Genomic DNA, 20,926 nt, shown 5'->3' on the forward strand with positions numbered 1-20,926 from the left:
AGAAAGAACTGAGAGGTACAGTTTTGCTAAACTATCTGTCCAAATTTTATTCAATTAATGTATTATTGAACGTTTGCTTTTGTAATTAAGTCAAACAAGTCTTTCTTAGAGTCATTTGGTACTTTACGAACGTCAAATTCAACCCCAAGGTCACGAAGTTTTTCGTAAGTAGCTACATCGTCCTTGTCCATTGATAGTACGTTGTTAACCATTGTTTTGCCTGTTGAGTGAGCCATAGAACCTACATTGAGAGTCTTGATTGGCACACCGCCTTCAATAGCACGAAGAGCATCTTGAGGAGTTTCAAACAGGATCAAAGCATGAGTATTACCAAAGCGTGGGTCTTTTGAAACAGCAATCAGTTTGTCGATAGGCACAACGTTTGCTTTTACATTACCCGGTGCGGCTTGTTTGATTAACTCTTTGCGGAGTTCATCCTTAGCTACTGAGTCAGAAGCTACGATAATACGGTCTGCTTTTGAATCTGGTGTCCAAGCAGTTGCGACTTGTCCATGAAGCAAACGTGTATCGATACGCGCAAGATTGATTTTGAGCTTGCCATCACCGATAACAGTACCTTCTGGAATAGCAGCTTGAGCAGTTGCTGCAACAGGAGCGCTTGCAACTTCTTCTGCTGGATTCAATTCTTCAGGCAGTGCCTTCACACCTTCTTTAGCTTCTTTGATGATATTGGCTACGACGGTATCAACACCAGCGTTAGCATCCATCATTCTTTCTGTATATGCTTGAATCAACATTGGCAGATTCAAACCTGTAATAATAGCGAACTTGCGATCTGGATTTTCACCCATTACACGGCTAGCTTGGTTGAATGGAGAACCACTCCAAAGGTCAGCCAAGACTAAGACTTCATCGTCCGCATCAAACTGTGCCACAGCGTTATTGAATTTAGCATACAAATCATCAGGGCCTTCATTTGGCATAAAAGTAACAACTTGTACTTTTTCTTGTTCGCCAAAAATCATAGAACCTGATTGATGAATGCCAGCAGCAAATTCACCATGGCTTGCAATAATGATTCCAATACTCATTATTGACATTCCCCCTTATTAAAATGTTTGACCAAACTTTAAGAAAAGTTTAAGACTATCTTATTATAAAACGTTTTCAGGAAAAAAACAAGGGGGAGGCGCCAAAATGAATCAAATTCATTCAAGGAATAAAAGTACTCTAAAATATTGCTACAAGTACATTTTTTAATATTTAAATAGTAGAAAAATATAAAAATAAAAGACCAGTTTGAAAAAGATCGGTTAATATATGAATGAAGGTGGTAGAAAATGATAGATACGAAGGAGATGTACTGGGGTGGAAAGCTTATGAGATACTTATGGTATAATAGAGTGAATTACAATGAAAGTGTGGCATATTATGAAAACTCCTTTTATCAGTCGTGAAAAGCTAGCCGAGATTACGGAACAGTTTCCAACACCTTTCCATCTATATGACGAGAAGGGAATTCGAGAAAGAGCGCGTGCCCTGCATGAGGCCTTTTCTTGGAATCCAGGTTTTAAAGAGTATTTTGCTGTCAAGGCTACCCCAAATCCTGCTATTTTAAAAATCTTCAAAGAAGAAGGATGCGGGGTGGACTGTGCCAGCTATGTTGAGCTACTCATGAGCCAAAAGCTGGGCTTTACTGGGCAGGATATCATGTTTTCGTCCAATAATACACCAGCTGAGGAATTTCAGTTTGCGCGTGACTTAGGAGCTACTATCAATCTGGATGCCTATGAAGATGTGGCTTTTCTAAAGGAAGCCGCGGGTATTCCAAAGGTTATTTCTTGCCGTTATAATCCTGGCGGTGTCTTTGAGTTAGGAACGAGCATCATGGATAATCCAGAAGAAGCTAAGTTTGGCATGACTAAGGACCAGCTGATTCAGGCTTTCAAAGAACTCAAGGAGTTGGGAGCTGAGAAGTTTGGGATCCATGCCCTCTTGGCCTCAAATACAGTCAGCAATGACTACTATCCTGAACTGGCCCGTCAGCTTTTTGAGCTGGCTGTAGAAGTAGTGGCTGAGACAGGAGTTGAGTTGGACTTTATCAATCTCTCTGGTGGTGTCGGTATCAATTACCAGCCTGAAGGCGAAGAAAATGACATTGCGGTCATTGGTCAAGGAGTTCGTCAGGCCTATGAAGCTATTCTGACACCTGCTGGTCTAGGACAGGTCAAGATTTATACAGAGCTGGGCCGCTTTATGTTGGCGCCTTATGGCCTGCTGGTCACCAAAGTTACCCATAAGAAGCAGACCTACCGAACCTATCTGGGGGTGGACGCCTCTGCGGTTAATCTGCTGCGTCCAGCTATGTACGGTTCTTATCACCACATCACCAATATGGATCGACCTGAGGGTGAGACGGAGATTGTGGATGTTGTCGGTAGTCTCTGCGAGAATAATGATAAATTTGCCATTAATCGTCCGCTGCCTATCAGCCAAATCGGTGATACACTCGTAATTCACGATACAGGTGCCCATGGCTTTTCAATGGGGTATCAGTACAATGCCAAACTTCGTTCCAGCGAAATTCTCTTGGAAGAAGACGGAAATGTTCGTATGATTCGTCGAGCTGAAAGACCAGAAGATTATTTTGCGACTCTCTATGGATTTGACTTTGAAAAATAAAGAAGATTTGGTATAATGAAAGCAACGCAAAAAAGGAAATAGGAGATTTATTTTATGAGTTTATTTTTAGCAATTTTGCTGATTATTCTTGCTTTTGCAGGTGGTGTATTTGCAGGAATGTATATCCTTCGTAAGCAAGTCGAAAAAGAATTTGCTGAAAATCCGCGTTTGAATGTGGAAGCAGTTCGTACTTTGCTTGGAGCAAGTGGACAGCGTCCAAGTGAGGCAAAAGTCCAACAAGTTTATCGCCAAATTATCAACCAACAAAAATCAGCTTTAGCTAACAGCAAAAAGAAAAAATAATCATTTGATTATTAAATATCAAAAGGGGATTTGGGCTGTAGGCCCAATCCCTTATTTAGAAAGAAGATTTTATGGATAATCGACCGATTGGTTTTCTAGATTCCGGAGTGGGCGGTTTGACGGTTGTACGTGAATTGATGCGACAGCTTCCCCACGAAGAAGTCATTTATATCGGGGATTCTGCTCGTGCTCCTTATGGACCTAGGCCGGCTGAGCAAATCAGAGACTATACCTGGCAACTGGTCAATTTTCTTTTGACTAAAGATGTAAAAATGATTGTTATTGCTTGCAATACTGCGACAGCTGTTGTCTGGGAAGAAATTAAAGAAAAACTGGATATCCCAGTTTTAGGAGTGATTTTACCTGGGGCTTCTGCAGCGATTAAGTCAACTCATTCAGGAAAGATTGGAGTGATTGGGACACCAATGACAGTCACTTCAGATATCTATCGCAAGAAAATTGAAGCTTTGTCACCTGAGATGGAGGTTAGTAGCTTGGCTTGTCCGAAGTTTGTTCCTCTAGTTGAGTCAAATGAGCTAACATCCAGTGTTACAAAAAAAGTTGTCTATGAGACCTTGCTTCCGTTAGCAGGAAAGGTTGACACGCTTGTTCTGGGATGTACACATTATCCTCTCCTGAGATCTATTATTCAAAATGTGATGGGACCGGATGTTAAACTGATTGACAGTGGGGCAGAGTGTGTAAGGGATATCTCTGTTCTTTTAAACTACTTTGAAATTAATCGTAGTCGAGAAGAACAGACTTTGCAGCATCGTTTTTATACAACAGCTAGTGCTAAGAGTTTTGCTGAGATTGCTGAACATTGGCTAGGACATAAGGTAAGCGTGGAGCATATAGATTTATGAGTGAAAAAATATACGAATATAAGGATGACCAAGACTGGTATATCACTAAGTGGAGCGAAACGGAATCTTTTAGCAATTTTTCGCAGGTATCAGCTGAGGCTGGCAAAATTTTAGAAGATTTGCAAGTGGCTCTGAATAAGGATGGACGCACTTTCCCAATTGAGGTGGCGATTTTACGTTACCATTCCGCATATCGCTTATTGGTCTTTTTAGTAAACCTTATCAATGAAGAGGCTAAAAGAAAGTTAGAACTGATCCAGCGTCAGGGGGCTTTACTTGTAGTGGAGTCGGGTCAACTTTTGTATGTCTATATACCTCAAGGTGGAGTTTCATTGACTGATTTTTTGGGAGCTAAAGAAGTCAAGGATACTCTTTTAATTGCTACTCGAAATGAAGGCAAAACGAAAGAGTTTCGAAAGTTATTTGGGAAATTGGGCTACAAGGTTGAGAATCTCAATGACTACCCCGACTTGCCAGAAGTGGCTGAAACAGGAATGACCTTTGAAGAGAATGCTCGGCTTAAGGCGGAAACCATCAGCCAGCTAACCGGTAAAATGGTTTTAGCTGATGATTCGGGTTTACAAGTTGATATTCTTGGGGGACTTCCTGGAGTCTGGTCCGCTCGCTTTGCTGGAGTAGGTGCAACTGATGCGGAGAATAATATCAAGCTTTTGCATGAGTTGGCTATGGTCTTTGAGTTAAAGGATCGTGCAGCTCATTTTCATACAACACTGGTCGTGGCCAGTCCTGAAAAAGAAAGTTTAGTAGTCGAGGCTGACTGGCCTGGTTATATCAATTTTGAACCAAAAGGAGAAAATGGCTTTGGTTATGATCCTCTCTTTTTGGTCGGTGAAACTGGTAAAACTTCAGCTGAGCTAACAGTAGAAGAGAAGAATGAGCAATCTCATCGCGCTCAGGCGGTGAAAAAGTTAATGGAGGTATTTCCAGCATGGCAAAGCAAACAATCATTGTAATGAGTGACTCTCATGGTGATCGCTCAATTGTCGAGGAGATAAAAAATTATTACTTAGGTAAGGTAGACGGCATTTTCCACAATGGTGACTCTGAATTGCCAAGCGATGATCCTGTTTGGGAGGGGATTCACGTTGTTGCTGGCAATATGGACTTTTATGATGGCTATCCGGATCGACTAGTGACGGACTTGAATGGGACTCGTATAGCTCAGGCTCACGGTCATTTATTCCAAATCAACTTTTCTTTTCAAAAGCTAGATTTGTGGGCCCAAGAAGAAAATGCGGATATTTGTCTCTATGGGCACCTACATATTCCGGATGCTTGGATGGAAGGGAAGACTCTCTTTTTAAATCCAGGGTCTATCAGTCAACCCCGTGGTTTGATTACGGAGCGTCTTTATGCTAAGGTTGAAATTGAAGAAGATCATTTCAGAGTGGATTATTTCACTCGTCAGCATCAACTATACCCAAGTTTGTCAAAGGAGTTTGCTAGATGATAGCCCAGGCATTTGAAGATTATCTTGTGAAACAAGAAGGTGCTTTTCTGACACCTGCTGAAAATTTAGCAGTATTGGTAGACAGTCACAATGTCGATCACGCTATTTTGTTGTTGAGTCAGATGACCTATTCGCGGATTCCGGTTGTGACGGCTGAAAAGAAATTTGTCGGAACCATTTCTCTGACGGATATCATGGCTTATCGGATGCAGCATGATCTTCCAGAAGAAGAATTTATGGCGATGGATATCGTTCACATGACTAGGAAAGATGGTTTAACTGTAGGAGTGAATTACACAATTTCTGAAGTTTTGCATAAATTGATAGATGAGTCCTTCTTGCCTGTGGTAGGAGATGATCAGCATTTTCATGGAATTATTACGAGAAAGTCGATTCTCAAAGCAGTTAATGCCCTTTTGCATGATTTTTCAAGCCGATATGAGATGAAAGCTAAATGAAAGAAGCAATCGAACAGTTTATACAGCCAAAACAGTTATCTAAAAATTCCAGGCTTGCTTATACCTACGATTTAGAACAGTTTCTTGAGCAAGTTGGAACAATAAATGATACCAGTCTGCGACTCTATCAATCTTCTTTGCAGTCTTTAAAGCTTTCTGTTCAAAAACGGAAATTATCAGCAGTTAACCAATTTTTGTATTTTCTCTATAATCAGAAATATATAGAACATTACTACAAATTAAGTATTCCCAAGGATCAGAAAGAAAGCTCTTCACAAGGTTCGCTTCTTGATTTATCAGCTTTTTGGCAGGAGAGTCAAGTTCCTCAGGGGCGTTTAATTGCCCTTCTAATTTTAGAAAATGGTCTTTTGCCGAGTGAAATTTTGTCTATAAAAATCACGGATATCCAGTTTGATTTTCAGATTTTAAGTGTCGAGAAAGCAGGGCAAAAGAGGATTGTCCAACTTTCTTCCAAACTGACAGAAGAATTAAGTAGGATGGTTTCAGGCACCTATTTATTTGAAAAGAAAGGAAAACCTTATTCGAGACAGTGGGCTTTTCGTCAGCTGGAGGCTTTTTTATCAGAAAAAGGGCAGGCAGGTTTGTCTGCTCAGAGTTTGAGAGAACAATATATTTTGCGTCAATTGAAAGATAAGCGAAGCCTACATGATATTGCTCGTGACCTAGGGTTGAAAAGTATTACCACATTAGAAAAATATAGATAATGGATATAAAAATTAAAGATTTTGAGGGACCCCTGGATTTGCTACTCCATTTAGTTTCCAAGTACCAGATGGATATTTATGATGTTCCAATTACAGAGGTTATTGAACAATATTTAGCCTATGTTGCGACCTTGCAGGCCATGCGTCTGGAGGTGGCTGGGGAATATATGGTCATGGCTAGTCAGCTTATGCTTATTAAAAGTCGCAAACTTCTACCTAAAGTAGTGGATGATGCTGACTTAGAGGAAGATTTAGAACATGACCTGTTGAGTCAAATCGAGGAGTATCGTAAATTTAAACTTCTTGGTGAGAAAATGGCGGAGCAGCACGAAGAGCGGGCTCTATATTATTCTAAGCCTAAGATTGAATTAGTCTATGAAGATGCTGAGTTGGTGCATGACCGCTCAGCCATTGATTTGTTTTTGGCCTTTTCTGGCTTATTAGCTAAAAAAAGAGAAGAATTTCGTCATAGTCATACTACCATTGTCAAAGATGAATATAAGATTGAAGACATGATGGATGTGGTCCTGGAACGCTGTAAGAGTCAAAAAAAGTTGGCCTTACAGGAGTTATTTACTGAGACCAAGGACATGAACGAGGTCATCACACTCTTTTTAGCAACCTTGGAATTAGTGAAAGTACAGGAGATTCAATTGCTCCAAGAAGAAAATTTTGGAAGTATCTATCTAATTAGGAAGTAAACATGAGTAAGTTATCAGAAATAGAAGCGCTTCTTTTTGTGGCAGGGGAAGACGGCTTGAAAGTTCGGCAGATTGCTGAAATCTTGTCCATTCCTCCTACAGGAGTTAGCCAAAGTTTAGAAAAATTGGCAGCTAAGTACGAAGCTGATGCTGATTGTAGCCTGGCTTTACTTGAAACGTCGAATACTTATAAATTAGTTACCAAACAAGCTTTTGCAGAACTTTTGCGAGCTTATTCTAAATCGCCGATCAATCAGAGTCTGTCACGCGCTGCTTTAGAAACTCTGTCAATTATTGCTTATAAACAACCAATCACTCGAGTAGAGATTGATGATATCCGCGGGGTTAATTCTAGCGGGGCGCTTGCTAAGTTATTAGCATTTGAGCTGGTTCGAGAAGATGGTAAAAAGGAGGTCCTTGGTCGTCCTAACCTTTATGTGACAACAGATTATTTCTTAGATTACATGGGAATCAACCATTTGGACGAATTACCGGTCGTGACAGATACAGAATTGGTAGCAGAAGAAAGCCAATTATTTGGTCAAGCGACCGAATCAGAGTTAGAATAAATAGCTAGACCGTGTATCTTGTGAAAGGATAAAAGATGAGAATTAATAAATATATTGCCCATGCGGGAGTGGCTAGTCGCCGGAAAGCAGAAGAGCTGATTAAGCAAGGTCTTGTGACAATCAATGGCCAGGTGGTTCGTGAACTGGCTACCTTGGTTAAAACAGGTGACAAAGTTGAAGTAGAAGGACAGCCTATCTATAATGAGGAAAAGGTATACTACCTGTTAAATAAGCCTCGTGGAGTCATTTCTAGTGTGACAGATGACAAGGGACGTAAAACGGTGGTAGACTTGTTGCCTCAAGTCAAAGAACGGATTTACCCAGTTGGTCGTCTAGACTGGGATACTTCTGGACTTCTTATCCTGACTAATGATGGCGATTTTACAGATGAGATGATTCATCCACGTAATGAGATCGACAAGGTTTATGTCGCTCGTGTAAAAGGAATCGCCAACAAAGAAAATCTTCGCCCATTGACACGTGGTGTAGAGATTGATGGTAAAAAGACCAAACCGGCAGTTTATGAAATCATAAAAGTCGATCCTGTCAAAAATCGGTCTGTTGTTCAGCTGACCATCCATGAGGGTCGGAATCATCAAGTGAAAAAGATGTTCCAAGCGGTCGGCTTAGAGGTAGATAAGCTGTCTCGGACGCGCTTCGGACATTTGGATCTGACGGGACTTCGGCCGGGTGAATCCAGACGACTTAATAAAAAAGAGATTAGCCAGCTTCATAATTTGGCTATCACAAAGGCTGGAAAATGATTAAAAAGCTTCTAATCGCTCCTGTTCGATTTTACCAACGTTTTATCTCACCTGCTTTTCCACCCTCCTGTCGTTTTCGACCCACCTGCTCTAATTATATGATTGAGGCTATCCAGAAGCATGGTGCCAAAGGTGTCCTGATGGGCTTGGCGCGGATTTTTCGTTGCCATCCTTGGTCTCAGCCGGGAGAAGATCCCGTACCAGACCATTTTAGCCTGAAAAGAAACGATACAAGAAAACAGTCTCACTAGATACGTATAGTTCTTTATCTCTAATCGAAAGGCTCTCTATTCTGACCTTCCTTTAAATAATGGAGAAAAAGGAATAAGAAATAGGTTTGTTTTCATAGAACTTCAAAACATCAATATAGACTATATATTTTTTATTGTTATCAATTTTTATCTCCTAAATCGTATCTTATTGGAGGAAATAAGATGAAAAATAAAATAGATTGTCCTATACTTTTGCTTGCTTTACTGGTATCAGCTGTACTTTTGACCAGTTGCAAGATTATGATGCCTAGCGATTATCGAAGAGCCAAAGAAATAGTTACTAGAGAATGTGAGAAGGTTGGCCTTCATGGAAAAGTCACTATCAATCATTTGGATTGGACCCCTTTAGAAATTCCTACTTATAATGTGAATTATACCTACTCTGAAAAAACCTATGATGGCCAGACGGTGACTTTGGAACAAAATACAAGTTATCATGATGGAGGGTCAAATAGTCCCTCCCTTCCATATTATGAGTATGTGTTTGTAGAACAGAAATCTGTTAAAAAAATAGAGGAAAAAATTGAAAACAAATTAATGAAGCAGTCTATCGGCCTTCCTATTAAATTTTTTAGCATTCAATCCAATGTGTATGGTGATAGTAAAGAGGAAATGCTAAATGCCCTTGTCTCCCAGAACATCAAGGAAGGGAAAAAAGATTTTGCAGGCCACTATCAAATCCCTTTTCAAACCTTGATTGATCAAGAGTTGGTCGAAATGACCATATTTTTAGATGATGTAGCATCCATCAAGGAGCAAGATTTAAAAGACGCAGCTAAAAAGATTGATGTCAAAGACATTCCTGATGGAAACTATAGATTAACATATTACAGTTATAAGAGTGAATCGGATACGTCTCTAAACTATTCCTTTAAAGTCAAAGATGGGAAAGTAATATTTTATGAGGATCAAAGGGAAGAGATTGAAGGAGATGAATAAGAGGGAAGAGTTAAAGCAAAGACACTTCATAATGCAAAAAAACAAGTCACACAGAGAGGCTGGGCATAGGGCACCAGCCTCTCTGTTTTTTATAGACTAAGTTGGGAAACCTTTCTTGAGTAGGAGCTTCGTCTAGATCCTATAGGTAACTTTTTGATGATGGAGAATTTGTTTATTTTTATTATAGTTTTACCAGGCCTATTCTTTGTAATTAAAAAGCTCTCTCAGGCCTATAGTTATTGATCCACTACAGGAATGAGAGAGCTAACATTATTTAGTAAGACTTTTTTGATAGACCGGTATTCCCTGAATGAGTCCTATCTTCTAGACCAAGTTTTGGGTAGGAAGAGCAGGAGCATTGGATAGATTTCCAGGCGTCCAGCAATCATAGCCAAGGACAAGAGAAATTTAGAAAGGGGACTGAAAATAGAAAAGCTCTCAGTTGTTCCAATCATCGGCCCGATGTTATTAAAACAGCTTAGTACTCCACTGACAACGGTCATAAAGTTATTATTATCAAAGCTCACAATAAAAATAAGTGCCGCAATAATCATCATATAGACAACCATGTACTTTAAGACCTTGTGCTGGGTATCTTTATCTAGTACATTTCCGTTGACATGTAAGGTCAATACCCGGTTTGGAGAAAGGGTTGATAGAATCTGATTTTTTGCAATCCTCGCCAAAATCATACAACGAATGACTTTAAATCCTCCGGCGGTAGAACCTGCTGAGCCTCCGATGCACATTAAAAGTAAGATGATAAACTGTGAAAAGAGAGGCCAATCAACAGTGTTTCCAAAACCAAAACCTGTTGTAGTGATGGTGTTGGAGACTTGGAAGAATGACATTTCCAAGCTGTCAGCAATATTCCCATGGAAAATATGGAGGATATTGAAGGTGATGAGGAGAGTAGAAACCCCAACGATTGTCAAGTAACCTTTTAGCTCTTCATCAGCAAAGAAAGCTTTGAATTTTCTGATCAGGAAGAAATAGTAAAGGTTAAAGTTGACCCCAAAAGTCAAGACTCCAAAACTAACAAGATAGGTAATCAGTGGACTGTTATAGTGGGCAATACCGTCATTATAAACGGTGAATCCACCTGTACCAGCTGTTCCCATACCAATAATGAAACTGTCAAATAAAGGCATTCCTGCTAGGAAATAAAGAAAAGTGAAAATAGCAAAAAGGGCCAAGTAGATGATGTAGAGAATCTGGGCAGTGTCTTTAAGTTTGGAGACGACCTTGCCAAAGACAGGACCTGGCACTTCAGCCTTCATGACTTCCAAGTGACCGTTCTTGGCATTATCCATAATAGCTAAGGCAAAGACCAACACTCCCATACCACCAATTAAGTGGGTAAAACTACGCCAGAAAAGTAGAGAGTGGGAGAGGACACCAACATCGTTGAGAATAGTGGCACCAGTTGTGGTAAATCCTGAGCTAACTTCAAAGAAAGCATCAATAATATTTGGAATTTGTCCAGAAAAGACAAAAGGTAGAGCCCCAAAGAAGGACCAAAGAATCCAACAGAGAGCAACAATCAAGACGCCTTCCTTAGCGTAGATGTGAGCGTCTTTGGGTTTAAAGAAAATACCAACTCCACCTAAAATTAGTAAAATACCGATTGTACAGCCTAAAGATAGAAATACTTTAGCTGGCTCCTGATAGATAATAGCGATGACGACTGGCACTAAAAGCAGGCAGGCTTCAATCAGTAACAACTTAGAGAGGAGATAACGAATCATGGATTTATTCATCTGATTACTCCTCTAACAAGTCATAAATTTTGGTGATGTTTTGCAATAAGGTTGTGACAAGAATTTTGTCTCCAGCCTTAATTTGATCGTCACCAGTTGGGAAAATGGCTTTTCCTTGACGAATGATAGCTGCCAAAAGAACTCCTTTTTTCAGTTTCAGCTGAGACAAAGGTCGATTTGTCATCTTATTCTCTTCTTTAATCTGGAATTGCAGAGTTTCAATGCGACCGTTTGCAACATGGTGCAAGGCCTCTAAACTAGAAAATTGTGCATTGTAGCGACCGCGGATAAAGTGCATAATGGTATCTACAGCAATTCCTTTTGGTGTAACAATACTAGCAAAATCTTGACTATCAATGATTTCTAGTAGACTCGTTCGATTGATTTTTGTAATATTTTTTTGAACACCGATGCTGTTTAGGAACATAGACGCAATAATATTTTCTTCATCGACACCTGTAAGAGTAGCAACAGCATCATAATTTGGCGCACTTTCTTCTAAAAGAATATCTTTGGCAGTACCGTCACCATGAACAACGTAAATATCAGGAAATTCCTGACTGAACCATTCAGCTCTTTGACGATTAATTTCTAAGACTTTAAGATCAATTTTACTATCTTTCAGAATGTTTAAAAGATAGTAGGCGATCTTACCTGCCCCGATAATCAGCAGGCTCTTGATAACGCGTGGGCGGATGTAATGGTGGAAAGCCATAATTTCTGAGCGATTTCCGGTCATGAATATCTTATCGTTTGCCTGGATGCTGACATCTCCATCAGGAATAGTCAGTTCATTATTCCGTTCAATAGCACAGATAATGACATTTCCATATTGTTTTCGAAAGTCAGAAATAGTTGTCTGACACAAGGGACTATTTTCCTTTACCTTGAATTCCATCAGAGCAACCCGTCCATTGGCAAAATGCTCAAAAGATAGGGCATTAGGGAAGTCAATAATATTGGCAATGGAGCGTGCAGCCAATTGTTCAGGATTGACAACTAAAGAGAAGCCAAGAATATTTTTTTCCTTAAAGAAAGGATTAGAATACTCAGGATTGCGGACGCGGACAACAGTTTCTTTAGCTCCCATTTTCTTTGCTAAAACTGCGGAAACCATGTTGACTTCGTCTTGTTCAGTCATAGAGATAAAAATATCGCAAGATTCAATATTTGCTTGCTCTAAAACTTTAAAATTGGCTCCATTTCCTAGAATACCCATAATATCGTAACGTTTGGTCAAGTGGTTGAGAACAGCCTCATCCTGCTCGATAAGAACCACATCATGATTCTCAGCAACAAGCGAGCGGCAAAGGGCGCTTCCGACTTTACCACCACCAACAAGAATAATCTTCATCTTATACCTCCGAGATATGTATCTATCATACTCTATTTTGCAAAAAATTTCATCTCTTTGCTTCAATGTAGTGGTTTTGCCTGGAATAAGAGAGGATTTTTTCCAGTTCTTCCTCCATTTGTTCGAGAAATTAAAGCTCTCTTTTTGTATAATTTGAAAAAAATAAAAAAATCGTTCATTTTCAAGCTCTTTAAGTTGACATGTCAAAGGAAAATGATATACTAGAAAAGTGCTATCATTGATTTACCTCAAACCTGTTGTGATGTAAGTTAATGAAGCTTTAACCACGCTGTTTGCTGAGCTTGACTCCGGGCAGTGTGGCTATTTTTTTATACGAATGACGACTAGGAAAAGAGAAAGATGTTAGAAAATCACATTGTACTATTTGAACCTCAAATTCCACAAAATACTGGGAATATAGCTCGGACTTGTGCAGCAACAAATGCTCCCTTACATATTATAAAGCCTATGGGCTTCCCTATTGATGACCGAAAGATGAAGCGGGCTGGTCTAGATTATTGGGATAAGCTGGATATTAGTTATTATGAGAGTCTGGAAGACTTTATGGAAAAAATGGATGGCCAGCTCTACTTGGTTTCAAAGTTTGCTGAAAAGGTCTATTCTGAAGAGGATTTTTCCAAGGAGGGCAAACATTATTTTATGTTTGGTCGTGAGGACAAAGGCCTGCCGGAAGAATTCATGCGTCAGCACCCAGAAAAAGCTCTACGTATTCCAATGAACGATCAGCATGTCAGAAGCCTTAATGTTTCAAATACAGTTTGTATGATTGTTTACGAGGCCCTGCGTCAGCAGAATTTTGCTGGCCTTGAACTGGTACATGAATATGAAGCGGATAAGCTGAAATAATTTGTATTACATCAAACAAGGAACTTGCTATTGCAGGTTCTTTTTGGTATCATAAAAGAGTCTTCAGGGCAGGGTGTAATTCCCGACCGGCGGTAATTTTTGGACTGGAAATGTTTTTTCCTCAATGCCAAATCAAGTCCGCGAGCGCAAGCTGATGTGGTGAAATTCCACAACCGACAGTATAGTCTGGATGGGAGAAGACGAAGGGCATTGGATTTATTTTGCCATTTAATCTTTATTTAAGGGCTGAGCCTTATACTAAATAATCATTAGCTGACAAGCTTTTTTCGGTAGCCTTTCCAGCTTCTCTAATTTTTATAAATTGGAGGAACCTGTGATGACAAATACTCGTAAATTGGCGATTGTAGCAGTTTTATCTGCACTTTCATTTCTACTCATGCTTTATGAGATTCCTTTGATAACCGAGTTTTTAAAGTTGGATTTTTCAATTATTCCGATTTTACTGGCTTTGGTGGTCTTGGATTTCAAAAGCTCAATGGCAGTACTCTTGATTCGCTCGGCCTTAAAGCTAGCTTTGAATAATCATGGTATAGGCACTCTTATCGGTCTCCCCATGAATATATTGGCGGTAACTGTTTTTGTTTCTGCTTTTGCACTCTTATGGAAAAAAAGGAAAAACTTGTCTGACTATGTGAAGGCTTCTCTGGTAGCAACACTTGGTCTAACTGTCACTATGATCGTTTTAAATGTCATTTATGCAATTCCTCTCTTTGCGAGATTTGCTAATTTTGATATTAATAAAACATATGGTATGTCCAAGTATCTGCTGACTATGATTGTCCCTTTTAATCTATTAGAAGGAGTGATCTGGGCTGTTGTCTTTTGGCTAATTTACACACTTTTACAGCCTGTTCTAAAACGCTATGAAAAATAAACAATCTTATCTAACAAAGGGCACTTTTGCCCTTTTACTTTTCGTTATACTCGGTTATATGGTCAAGTTTTATCCTGACCAGCTGACTCATTTTGATAACCCCATTCAGACCTGGTTGCGGGGCGATTTACCTACAGCTTTGACAACTTTTTTTAAACTTGTAACCAGTGTGATTGATCCATTGGGGATTATCATTTGGGTTTCTGCCCTTGTCCTATTTTTCCTGTATAAAAAATGGAAATTAGAAGCTGCTTTACTAGCAGGAAATCTGGTCTTACATGGAATTTTAATCAAGTTGATCAAATTTGTTTACCAAAGAAGCAGGCCTTCTATCACACATCTGGTTGAAGAAGGAGGTTATTCTTTCCCGAGCGGACATTCTATGGCGACAGCCATTGTGCTTGGGACCTTGATTATCATTGTTCAGCAACGGGTTCAGAACCAGCATATTAAGCGCTTGGTACAAGCTTTGCTCTTACTCTATATTTTCACTGTTATGGCCTCCAGAGTCTATCTGGGCGTGCACTATCCGACAGATGTAATCGGAGGAGCCTTGATGGGCTTTGCCATTCTCAATATCGAATTTCCCTTTTATGATAAATTACGCTTTCAATGGCGTTTCAAAGGGAAGCAGAAATAAGTCTAGATTAGAAAGGCCAGCTAAGCTGGCCTTTTTGTCTTGACAAAGAAAATCTCTTTCTTTAAGATAGGAGCAAACAAGATGAGGAGGTCAGAATGTCTCTTTTAGATCAAGAACTCGTTGATGCTGTTTTAGCATTAGTAGATAGTATTCCCTCTGGGCGCGTGGTGACCTATGGTCAGATTGCTCGTTTAATTGGTCGGCCAAAAAATGCCCGTTTGGTGGGGAAGATTATCAGTCAGTCGGAACCTTATGGAAGCAAGCATCCTTGCCATCGGGTAGTCAATGCAGCAGGGCGCCTCGCACCTGGCTGGGAAGACCAGAGACACTTGCTCTGGGCGGAGGGAGTGGACCTGAAGGCTAATGGCTGTGTGGATTTGAAAGTCTATTTGTGGGAGCGGTGATTTCCTTCTTTCCTTGTGAAAGAGGGAATTTTTGTTTCTATACTCTTTTTTGTGGTAGAATGAAAGGTATGAAATCTTACAATTCTTTGAATGATTATTATCGTAAACTTTTTGGAGAAAAGACTTTTAAGGTGCCTATTGATGCAGGCTTTGACTGTCCCAATCGAGATGGTACGGTAGCGCATGGAGGCTGTACGTTCTGTACCGTTTCGGGCTCTGGTGATGCCATTGTGGCACCAGATGCGCCCATTCGCGAGCAGTTTTATAAGGAAATTGATTTTATGCATCGCAAGTGGCCAGATGTTCGCAAGTATCTGGTCTATTTCCAGAACTTCACCAATACTCATGAGAAGCTTGAAGTAATCCGCGAGCGCTATGAGCAAGCCATTAATGAGCCAGGCGTTGTTGGACTTAATATCGGCACTCGGCCGGACTGTTTGCCTGACGAGACTATTGCCTACTTGGCTGATCTGTCTGAGCGTATGCATGTGACTGTAGAGCTGGGGCTTCAGACCACCTATGAGGAGACCTCAGATCTTATCAATCGTGCCCATTCTTATGAGCTTTATGTGGAGACGGTCCAGCGAGTCCGTAAGCTAGCTCCCAAGGCGGAGATTGTTTCACACTTGATCAATGGCCTGCCGGGTGAGACCCATGAGATGATGTTGGAGAATGTCCGACGCTGTGTGACGGATAATGACATCCAGGGAATTAAGCTTCACCTACTCCACTTAATGACCAATACCCGTATGCAGCGGGATTATCACGAAGGGCGGCTGCAGCTGCTCAGTCAGGAGGAATATGTCTCCATTATCTGCGACCAGCTTGAGATTATCCCCGAGCATATCGTCATCCACCGAATCACAGGCGATGCTCCAAGGGATATGTTGATTGGCCCCATGTGGAGCCTCAATAAATGGGAAGTTCTCAATGCAATAGAGGCAGAAATGCGTCGTCGTGGCAGCAAGCAAGGTTGTAAAGCAAAGGAGCAGAAATTCGTATGTTAAGACCCTTACAGATGGCCCATGCCTTTTTGGCTGAAGTCGTGACCAAGGAAGATACTGTTGTGGATGCTACGATGGGCAACGGACATGACACCCTCTTTTTGGCTCAATTGGCCAAGCAAGTCTATGCTTTTGACATTCAGGAGCAGGCATTAGAAAAGACACGCCAGCGCTTAGCAGAAGCTGGTTTAGATAATGTTCAGCTAATCTTGGCTGGGCATGAGACTCTGGACCAATATACAGACCAGTTCAAGGCTGCTATTTTTAATCTTGGCTACCTGCCTTCGGCGGATAAGTCTGTCATTACTCGACCTGATACAACGCTAGAAGCTTTAGAAAAGGTCTGCCAAGGTTTAGTAAAAGAGGGCCGAGCAGCTATCATGATTTACTACGGGCATGAAGGTGGCGAAGTTGAGAAAGATGCCGTGCTAGACTTTGTCAGTCAACTGCCTCAGCAGGACTTCACCGTTGCCCTCTACAAGACCATCAATCAGATTAACAATCCGCCTTTCCTGGTCATGATTGAGAAATTGAGAGAAGTGCTTGGCTAAACGCCTCAAGAAGCGTTTGGTCAAGTGCCTTTTTAATTTGCTGACGATTTTATTTGGAAAATGAGCAAAAAAACAGTAAACCTTCGTGATTTACTGTTTTAAAAATTCAACTTTCTTTCTCTCAGTGTTCCTATAAAATTATAAGAATTTCTTATCAAGTGTTCAAGTTTTATAGGTCTTTTTCAAGCTGGTCTATTGATTTCTCTTTTCCTTTGTTCTTCCACCAATCTCTCAGATCGACTAAGGATTGAGCGGCGGAAGGGATGAGAAGGAGGACATAGATATAGACATACTGGCTCTTGGTTTCCCAGAAGAAGTGGAAGAGACCACCTCCCAAGAGAAAGATGAAGGGATAGAGGTCAAAAGGAGTCAGCTTTTTCTCAGTGACAAAAAATTTATGCAGGATAAAGAAACAGGAGAGCAGATAGATGCTGGCTAGCAGGGTCAAGAGCAGGAAATTGACAATCTGATAACCTTTTCTTTCCTCATAAATGCTGCGCAGAACGGTTGGTTTCATATATTGCTGGCGCTCAATCTGAGGCCCAGTCCAAATAGACTGAAAAGTCGGTTCAGTCCAGGTCGACTTGACCTTCTCGTAGAAGAATTTCAGCGCATATGCAGGATGCTTGCTGAAGTGAATCAAAATATTTTTCAAATCCCGAGTGGCCATTTCTGTAGCCAAATTTTCATTGTACTTGTTGCGCTTGAGAATCTTGGTATTGTAAGCATCATACCAGCCTCCCAAGGTCTGCCGATTAGGATCATCTCGTAGGCCCATAGTAATATAGGCGATTTTTGGGGTGCCGACACCGATCTTCCCGCCAATCAGCTGTTCATAGTAGGCTGTCAAACCCTTGTTTGAAAAGACGATACCAGCTACAATCAGGACGATAGCTAACGGTTTCTTCCAAGACCATTTATAAAAGATGGACAGGAAGCAGCATCCGATCAGCATGATGGCAAAGATGATATAGTTGTTGCGCAGGAGGCAGGCCAGGCTGATGCTAGCAGCTCCCAGCAAGGCATAGAGCAGGTTTCCTTTTTGGTCCAGCTTGATAAAAGCATAGAGACTGAGCAGACAGAAGAAGAGCCCAGGAATGGTGCCGTAGACAAAGAGAACGAAAAAGAGCTGTGGTAGAAAGAGAAATGTCAGCAGAATCGTGTATTTCTGGATTATTTCTCTGGCATTGAGGAGGGCAGTAATCTTGTAAATCAAGAAATGACTGAGTAAAGTCCAGACGACATTCATGCTAAAGGCAAACTGAGTCGTTGGAGAAATAAAAGCATAAACTCGCTCCAGAGTCATCAGTCCTAGCTGATGGGGATTGCGATACATGTAGCTTCCGACGGTTGTCAGTGAGCTGTAATCTCCTCGATTAAAGGCTAGAGCTGCATTGAAAACGTGCTTGGCGTCAGCTCGGATCCGACCATCGTAGGCCGTTATCAGAAAAATCGCTGCTACGATAAAGATGAGGGACAGGCTCCAAAAAAGATGCTTGGTCTGAACCTTTTCTAGCAGAGGACGGATTAAAAAAAGGCTAAGAAGAAAGAGTAGAAGTGTAGGGTAGAAATACCAAGGATTATTGACAAATTGGACTCCTTCAGCAATTCTTAAAGGGATGTATGTGTGGGACAGCAGAATCTGCCCAGACAGGAAAAGCAAGGCAATCGCAGTCATGGTCAGAATCAGGAAATAGCCCAAATTGAAAATGATGTTAAAAAGTTGCCTCATAAGGAGTTGCCTTCTACTTTGATGAAATAGCGACCTTCTCCCAATTCAATCAACTCGACTGGCTGTGGATAAAAGCGGTCCATGACCTCTTTTTGGAGGATATCTTCTTTAGGGCCTTGGGCTATAATTTCACCTTCTTTTAGAAGTAGGACATGGTCTATAGCAGATGTAATTTCCTCTACATGGTGAGTTACATAGAGGATAGTTGGTGCTTGACTCATCTGTGTAATCTTTTTGATCTGATTTAGCAGGCGCTCGCGAGCAAAGAGATCTAGTCCACTGGTTGCTTCATCTAAGATAAGTAGTTCTGGCTCTTCCATGAGACTGCGGGCAATCAACAAGAGCTGCTTTTCACCTTGAGACAGACTGATGTAGCTCCGGCCAATTAAGTCTTGCCCGCCAATAGAGGTCAGCATTTCTCTAGCCTGGTTTAGTTCTGTTTGCCCATAGGCAGCATAGAGAATGCTACTTTTATACTTGCCTGTCAGGACGATTTCTTCGGCGGTGAGATGACTAGGTAGGCGCTCCGCAATGAAGGAACCAACTACTCCAATCTTAGTTCGCAACTGAGGGATATCACCAGCACCAAATTCCGTCCCTAGGACTGTCACCTTTCCTTGGGTCTTCCAATGCTCAGCCATGAGTAGTCGTAAGAGGGTTGACTTTCCTGATCCGTTAAGACCGAGTATGGCCCAATGCTCTCCCTTATTCACCTGCCAGTTGAGATTTTTTAAGATAGTTTGGCCTTGTTTTGCCAAGCTTACATTTTCCAGCTTGATAATCTTTTCCATTTTTATTCTTTCTTTCATTAAATCCCCTCTATTATAACAAAATTTATGGTAAAATAGCTGATAGGAGGAAAAGAATGTTTTATAAGAGTAAGTTATTTTTTTGGACAGTGGAAGTTTTACTAGCAACGCTTGTCTTTTTCCTGTGGAGAATGATGGGGGACTTGATTACTCCAGTGATCAGTGTTGTAAATACCATCTTAATCCCTTTTTTAATAGCAGGTTTTTTATATTATATTGCCAACCCTTTAGTGGTCTTTTTGGAAAAATACCTGAAATTAAACCGTGTCTTAGGTGTCCTGCTGACATTGACGATTTTATTTGGGTCTATTGTTTTAGCAGTTATCTACCTCCTACCTATCTTAGTCACTCAGCTGACTAGCTTGATTAATTCGAGCCAAAATCTTTATAGCTATGTCTATAGCTGGGTCAATGACTTAGCTCAAAATCCTGTATTCAAAAATCTCAATATCCAATCTACCCTGCAACAACTGAATCTATCTTATATTGATATTCTGCGAAATATTCTAAACGGGGTAACTAACAGCCTGGGCAGTGTGGTATCAGCTGTAATCAATACCATCTTTATCATCATTATGACTCCAATTTTCCTTGTCTATTTCTTACTGGATGGTCATAAGCTCCTGCCAATGCTGGAACGCAGTATTCTAAAGCGAGACAAGCTCAACATTTCTTCCTTGCTGAAGAATCTAAATGCAACAGTTTCACGATATATCAGCGGAATTTCTATTGATGCAGTGATTATTGGTTGCCTGGCCTACATTGGTTATAGCACTATCGGCATTAAATATGCTTTAGTATTTGCTATCTTCTCTAGCTTGGCTAACTTGATTCCTTATGTTGGACCAAGTATTGGTTTGATCCCGATGATCATCAGTCATGCCTTTACAGATCCAAAGAGAATGTTGATAGCAGTTATTTATATGCTGATTGTTCAGCAGATCGATGGGAATATCCTCTACCCTCGGATTGTAGGAGGGGTTATGAAAGTCCATCCGATTACTATCATGGTTCTCTTGCTCTTGTCTAGTAACATCTATGGTATTATCGGAATGATTGTAGCTATTCCGACCTATTCCATCATCAAAGAAATTGTAAAATTCCTAGCTAACCTTTATGACAATCATAAAGAAGCTCAGGAGATTAAGAAGAATGAAGAATTTGGAATTATAAAAAAATAGGAGAAAGGAATCTTTCTC

At 40.6% G+C, this 20,926-nt stretch carries 24 protein-coding genes and 1 riboswitch; of the genes, 19 read left to right on the plus strand and 5 right to left on the minus strand.

The annotated features are described in order from the left end of the window. Positions 1-62 precede the first annotated feature (62 nt). Complete coding sequence (locus PCY09_RS08390) at positions 63-1,052, minus strand: PTS sugar transporter subunit IIB (RefSeq protein WP_061602185.1); 990 nt, start codon at positions 1,050-1,052, stop codon at positions 63-65. A gap of 340 nt (positions 1,053-1,392) precedes the next feature. On the opposite strand from PCY09_RS08390, the gene PCY09_RS08395 reads away from it, so the two are divergent. From PCY09_RS08395 to PCY09_RS08450, 12 genes are all read left to right on the plus strand, one after another. Beyond that, entirely contained in the window at positions 1,393-2,643 is a 1,251-nt protein-coding gene (locus PCY09_RS08395; RefSeq protein WP_061600748.1) for a diaminopimelate decarboxylase, read from the plus strand. Between the two features lie 54 nt (positions 2,644-2,697). Next, positions 2,698-2,946, plus strand: a complete 249-nt coding sequence (locus PCY09_RS08400) for a YneF family protein (protein WP_008809598.1) — start codon at positions 2,698-2,700, stop codon at positions 2,944-2,946. A 71-nt stretch (positions 2,947-3,017) separates the two neighbouring features. Beyond that, a complete protein-coding gene (gene racE, locus PCY09_RS08405; protein ID WP_061593589.1) occupies positions 3,018-3,812 on the plus strand; it encodes a glutamate racemase in 795 nt (264 codons plus the stop codon). Further along, positions 3,809-4,786, plus strand: a complete 978-nt coding sequence (locus PCY09_RS08410) for a nucleoside-triphosphate diphosphatase (RefSeq protein WP_070492882.1) — start codon at positions 3,809-3,811, stop codon at positions 4,784-4,786. Before racE ends, PCY09_RS08410 begins: the two co-directional genes overlap by 4 nt. Next, entirely contained in the window at positions 4,762-5,283 is a 522-nt protein-coding gene (locus PCY09_RS08415) for a metallophosphoesterase (protein ID WP_070492884.1), read from the plus strand. Before PCY09_RS08410 ends, PCY09_RS08415 begins: the two co-directional genes overlap by 25 nt. Beyond that, the gene (gene cbpB / locus PCY09_RS08420) at positions 5,280-5,741 is read left to right on the plus strand and encodes a cyclic-di-AMP-binding protein CbpB (RefSeq protein ID WP_125369975.1); all 462 of its coding nucleotides are present in this window, start codon (positions 5,280-5,282) and stop codon (positions 5,739-5,741) included. Before PCY09_RS08415 ends, cbpB begins: the two co-directional genes overlap by 4 nt. Next, positions 5,738-6,466 (plus strand): site-specific tyrosine recombinase XerD, encoded by a 729-nt coding sequence (gene xerD / locus PCY09_RS08425; protein ID WP_070492888.1) that lies wholly within the window; start codon positions 5,738-5,740, stop codon positions 6,464-6,466. The genes cbpB and xerD overlap by 4 nt, the downstream gene beginning before the upstream one ends. After that, positions 6,466-7,167, plus strand: a complete 702-nt coding sequence (locus tag PCY09_RS08430) for a segregation/condensation protein A (protein WP_045773078.1) — start codon at positions 6,466-6,468, stop codon at positions 7,165-7,167. The genes xerD and PCY09_RS08430 overlap by 1 nt, the downstream gene beginning before the upstream one ends. Before the next feature lie 2 nt (positions 7,168-7,169). Next, a complete protein-coding gene (gene scpB, locus PCY09_RS08435; RefSeq protein WP_008809591.1) occupies positions 7,170-7,736 on the plus strand; it encodes an SMC-Scp complex subunit ScpB in 567 nt (188 codons plus the stop codon). Between the two features lie 35 nt (positions 7,737-7,771). Next, entirely contained in the window at positions 7,772-8,500 is a 729-nt protein-coding gene (locus tag PCY09_RS08440; RefSeq protein ID WP_045773079.1) for a pseudouridine synthase, read from the plus strand. Then, positions 8,497-8,751, plus strand: a complete 255-nt coding sequence (yidD, locus tag PCY09_RS08445; RefSeq protein ID WP_008809589.1) for a membrane protein insertion efficiency factor YidD — start codon at positions 8,497-8,499, stop codon at positions 8,749-8,751. Before PCY09_RS08440 ends, yidD begins: the two co-directional genes overlap by 4 nt. Positions 8,752-8,934: 183 nt before the next feature. Next, positions 8,935-9,711, plus strand: coding sequence for a hypothetical protein (locus tag PCY09_RS08450; protein ID WP_301556708.1), 777 nt, complete (start codon positions 8,935-8,937; stop codon positions 9,709-9,711). A gap of 317 nt (positions 9,712-10,028) precedes the next feature. On the opposite strand, the gene PCY09_RS08455 is transcribed toward PCY09_RS08450, so the two are convergent. Together PCY09_RS08455 and trkA are read right to left on the minus strand one after the other, a co-directional pair. Beyond that, positions 10,029-11,471: a TrkH family potassium uptake protein gene (locus PCY09_RS08455; RefSeq protein WP_125397279.1), complete on the minus strand. Its 1,443-nt coding sequence runs from the start codon at positions 11,469-11,471 to the stop codon at positions 10,029-10,031. Between the two features lie 4 nt (positions 11,472-11,475). After that, the gene (gene trkA / locus PCY09_RS08460; RefSeq protein ID WP_061603089.1) at positions 11,476-12,825 is read right to left on the minus strand and encodes a Trk system potassium transporter TrkA; all 1,350 of its coding nucleotides are present in this window, start codon (positions 12,823-12,825) and stop codon (positions 11,476-11,478) included. Positions 12,826-13,185: 360 nt separating this feature from the next. On the opposite strand from trkA, the gene PCY09_RS08465 reads away from it, so the two are divergent. From PCY09_RS08465 to PCY09_RS08490, 6 genes are all read left to right on the plus strand, one after another. After that, entirely contained in the window at positions 13,186-13,692 is a 507-nt protein-coding gene (locus tag PCY09_RS08465) for a tRNA (cytidine(34)-2'-O)-methyltransferase (RefSeq protein WP_061598626.1), read from the plus strand. A 55-nt stretch (positions 13,693-13,747) separates the two neighbouring features. Further along, positions 13,748-13,898: riboswitch (FMN riboswitch) on the plus strand. 131 nt (positions 13,899-14,029) lie between these two features. Further along, on the plus strand, positions 14,030-14,587 hold the full coding sequence (locus tag PCY09_RS08470; protein ID WP_111724026.1) for an ECF transporter S component: 558 nt from the start codon (positions 14,030-14,032) through the stop codon (positions 14,585-14,587). After that, positions 14,577-15,227 carry a phosphatase PAP2 family protein gene (locus tag PCY09_RS08475; RefSeq protein ID WP_125397278.1) on the plus strand — a complete coding sequence of 217 codons (651 nt, stop codon included), beginning with the start codon at positions 14,577-14,579 and terminating at the stop codon, positions 15,225-15,227. The genes PCY09_RS08470 and PCY09_RS08475 overlap by 11 nt, the downstream gene beginning before the upstream one ends. 95 nt (positions 15,228-15,322) lie before the next feature. Further along, a complete protein-coding gene (locus tag PCY09_RS08480; protein ID WP_125397277.1) occupies positions 15,323-15,631 on the plus strand; it encodes an MGMT family protein in 309 nt (102 codons plus the stop codon). Positions 15,632-15,690: 59 nt separating this feature from the next. After that, a complete protein-coding gene (locus tag PCY09_RS08485; RefSeq protein ID WP_111724023.1) occupies positions 15,691-16,638 on the plus strand; it encodes a TIGR01212 family radical SAM protein in 948 nt (315 codons plus the stop codon). Beyond that, positions 16,632-17,186 (plus strand): class I SAM-dependent methyltransferase, encoded by a 555-nt coding sequence (locus tag PCY09_RS08490; RefSeq protein ID WP_125397276.1) that lies wholly within the window; start codon positions 16,632-16,634, stop codon positions 17,184-17,186. Before PCY09_RS08485 ends, PCY09_RS08490 begins: the two co-directional genes overlap by 7 nt. A gap of 169 nt (positions 17,187-17,355) precedes the next feature. Here PCY09_RS08490 and PCY09_RS08495 read toward each other — a convergent pair whose 3' ends face one another. Both PCY09_RS08495 and PCY09_RS08500 read right to left on the minus strand, forming a co-directional pair. Beyond that, positions 17,356-18,918, minus strand: coding sequence for a beta-carotene 15,15'-monooxygenase (locus PCY09_RS08495; protein ID WP_125397275.1), 1,563 nt, complete (start codon positions 18,916-18,918; stop codon positions 17,356-17,358). Continuing rightward, a complete protein-coding gene (locus tag PCY09_RS08500) occupies positions 18,915-19,709 on the minus strand; it encodes an ABC transporter ATP-binding protein (protein ID WP_125397285.1) in 795 nt (264 codons plus the stop codon). Before PCY09_RS08500 ends, PCY09_RS08495 begins: the two co-directional genes overlap by 4 nt. Positions 19,710-19,783: 74 nt before the next feature. Between PCY09_RS08500 and PCY09_RS08505 the strand changes: the two genes are divergently transcribed. Further along, a complete protein-coding gene (locus PCY09_RS08505) occupies positions 19,784-20,908 on the plus strand; it encodes an AI-2E family transporter (RefSeq protein ID WP_045504054.1) in 1,125 nt (374 codons plus the stop codon). The last annotated feature ends 18 nt before the right edge of the window (positions 20,909-20,926 follow it).

The organism is Streptococcus sp. SG2 (genome assembly GCF_030439925.1).
GTDB classification, from domain to species: Bacteria; Bacillota; Bacilli; order Lactobacillales; family Streptococcaceae; genus Streptococcus; species Streptococcus gordonii.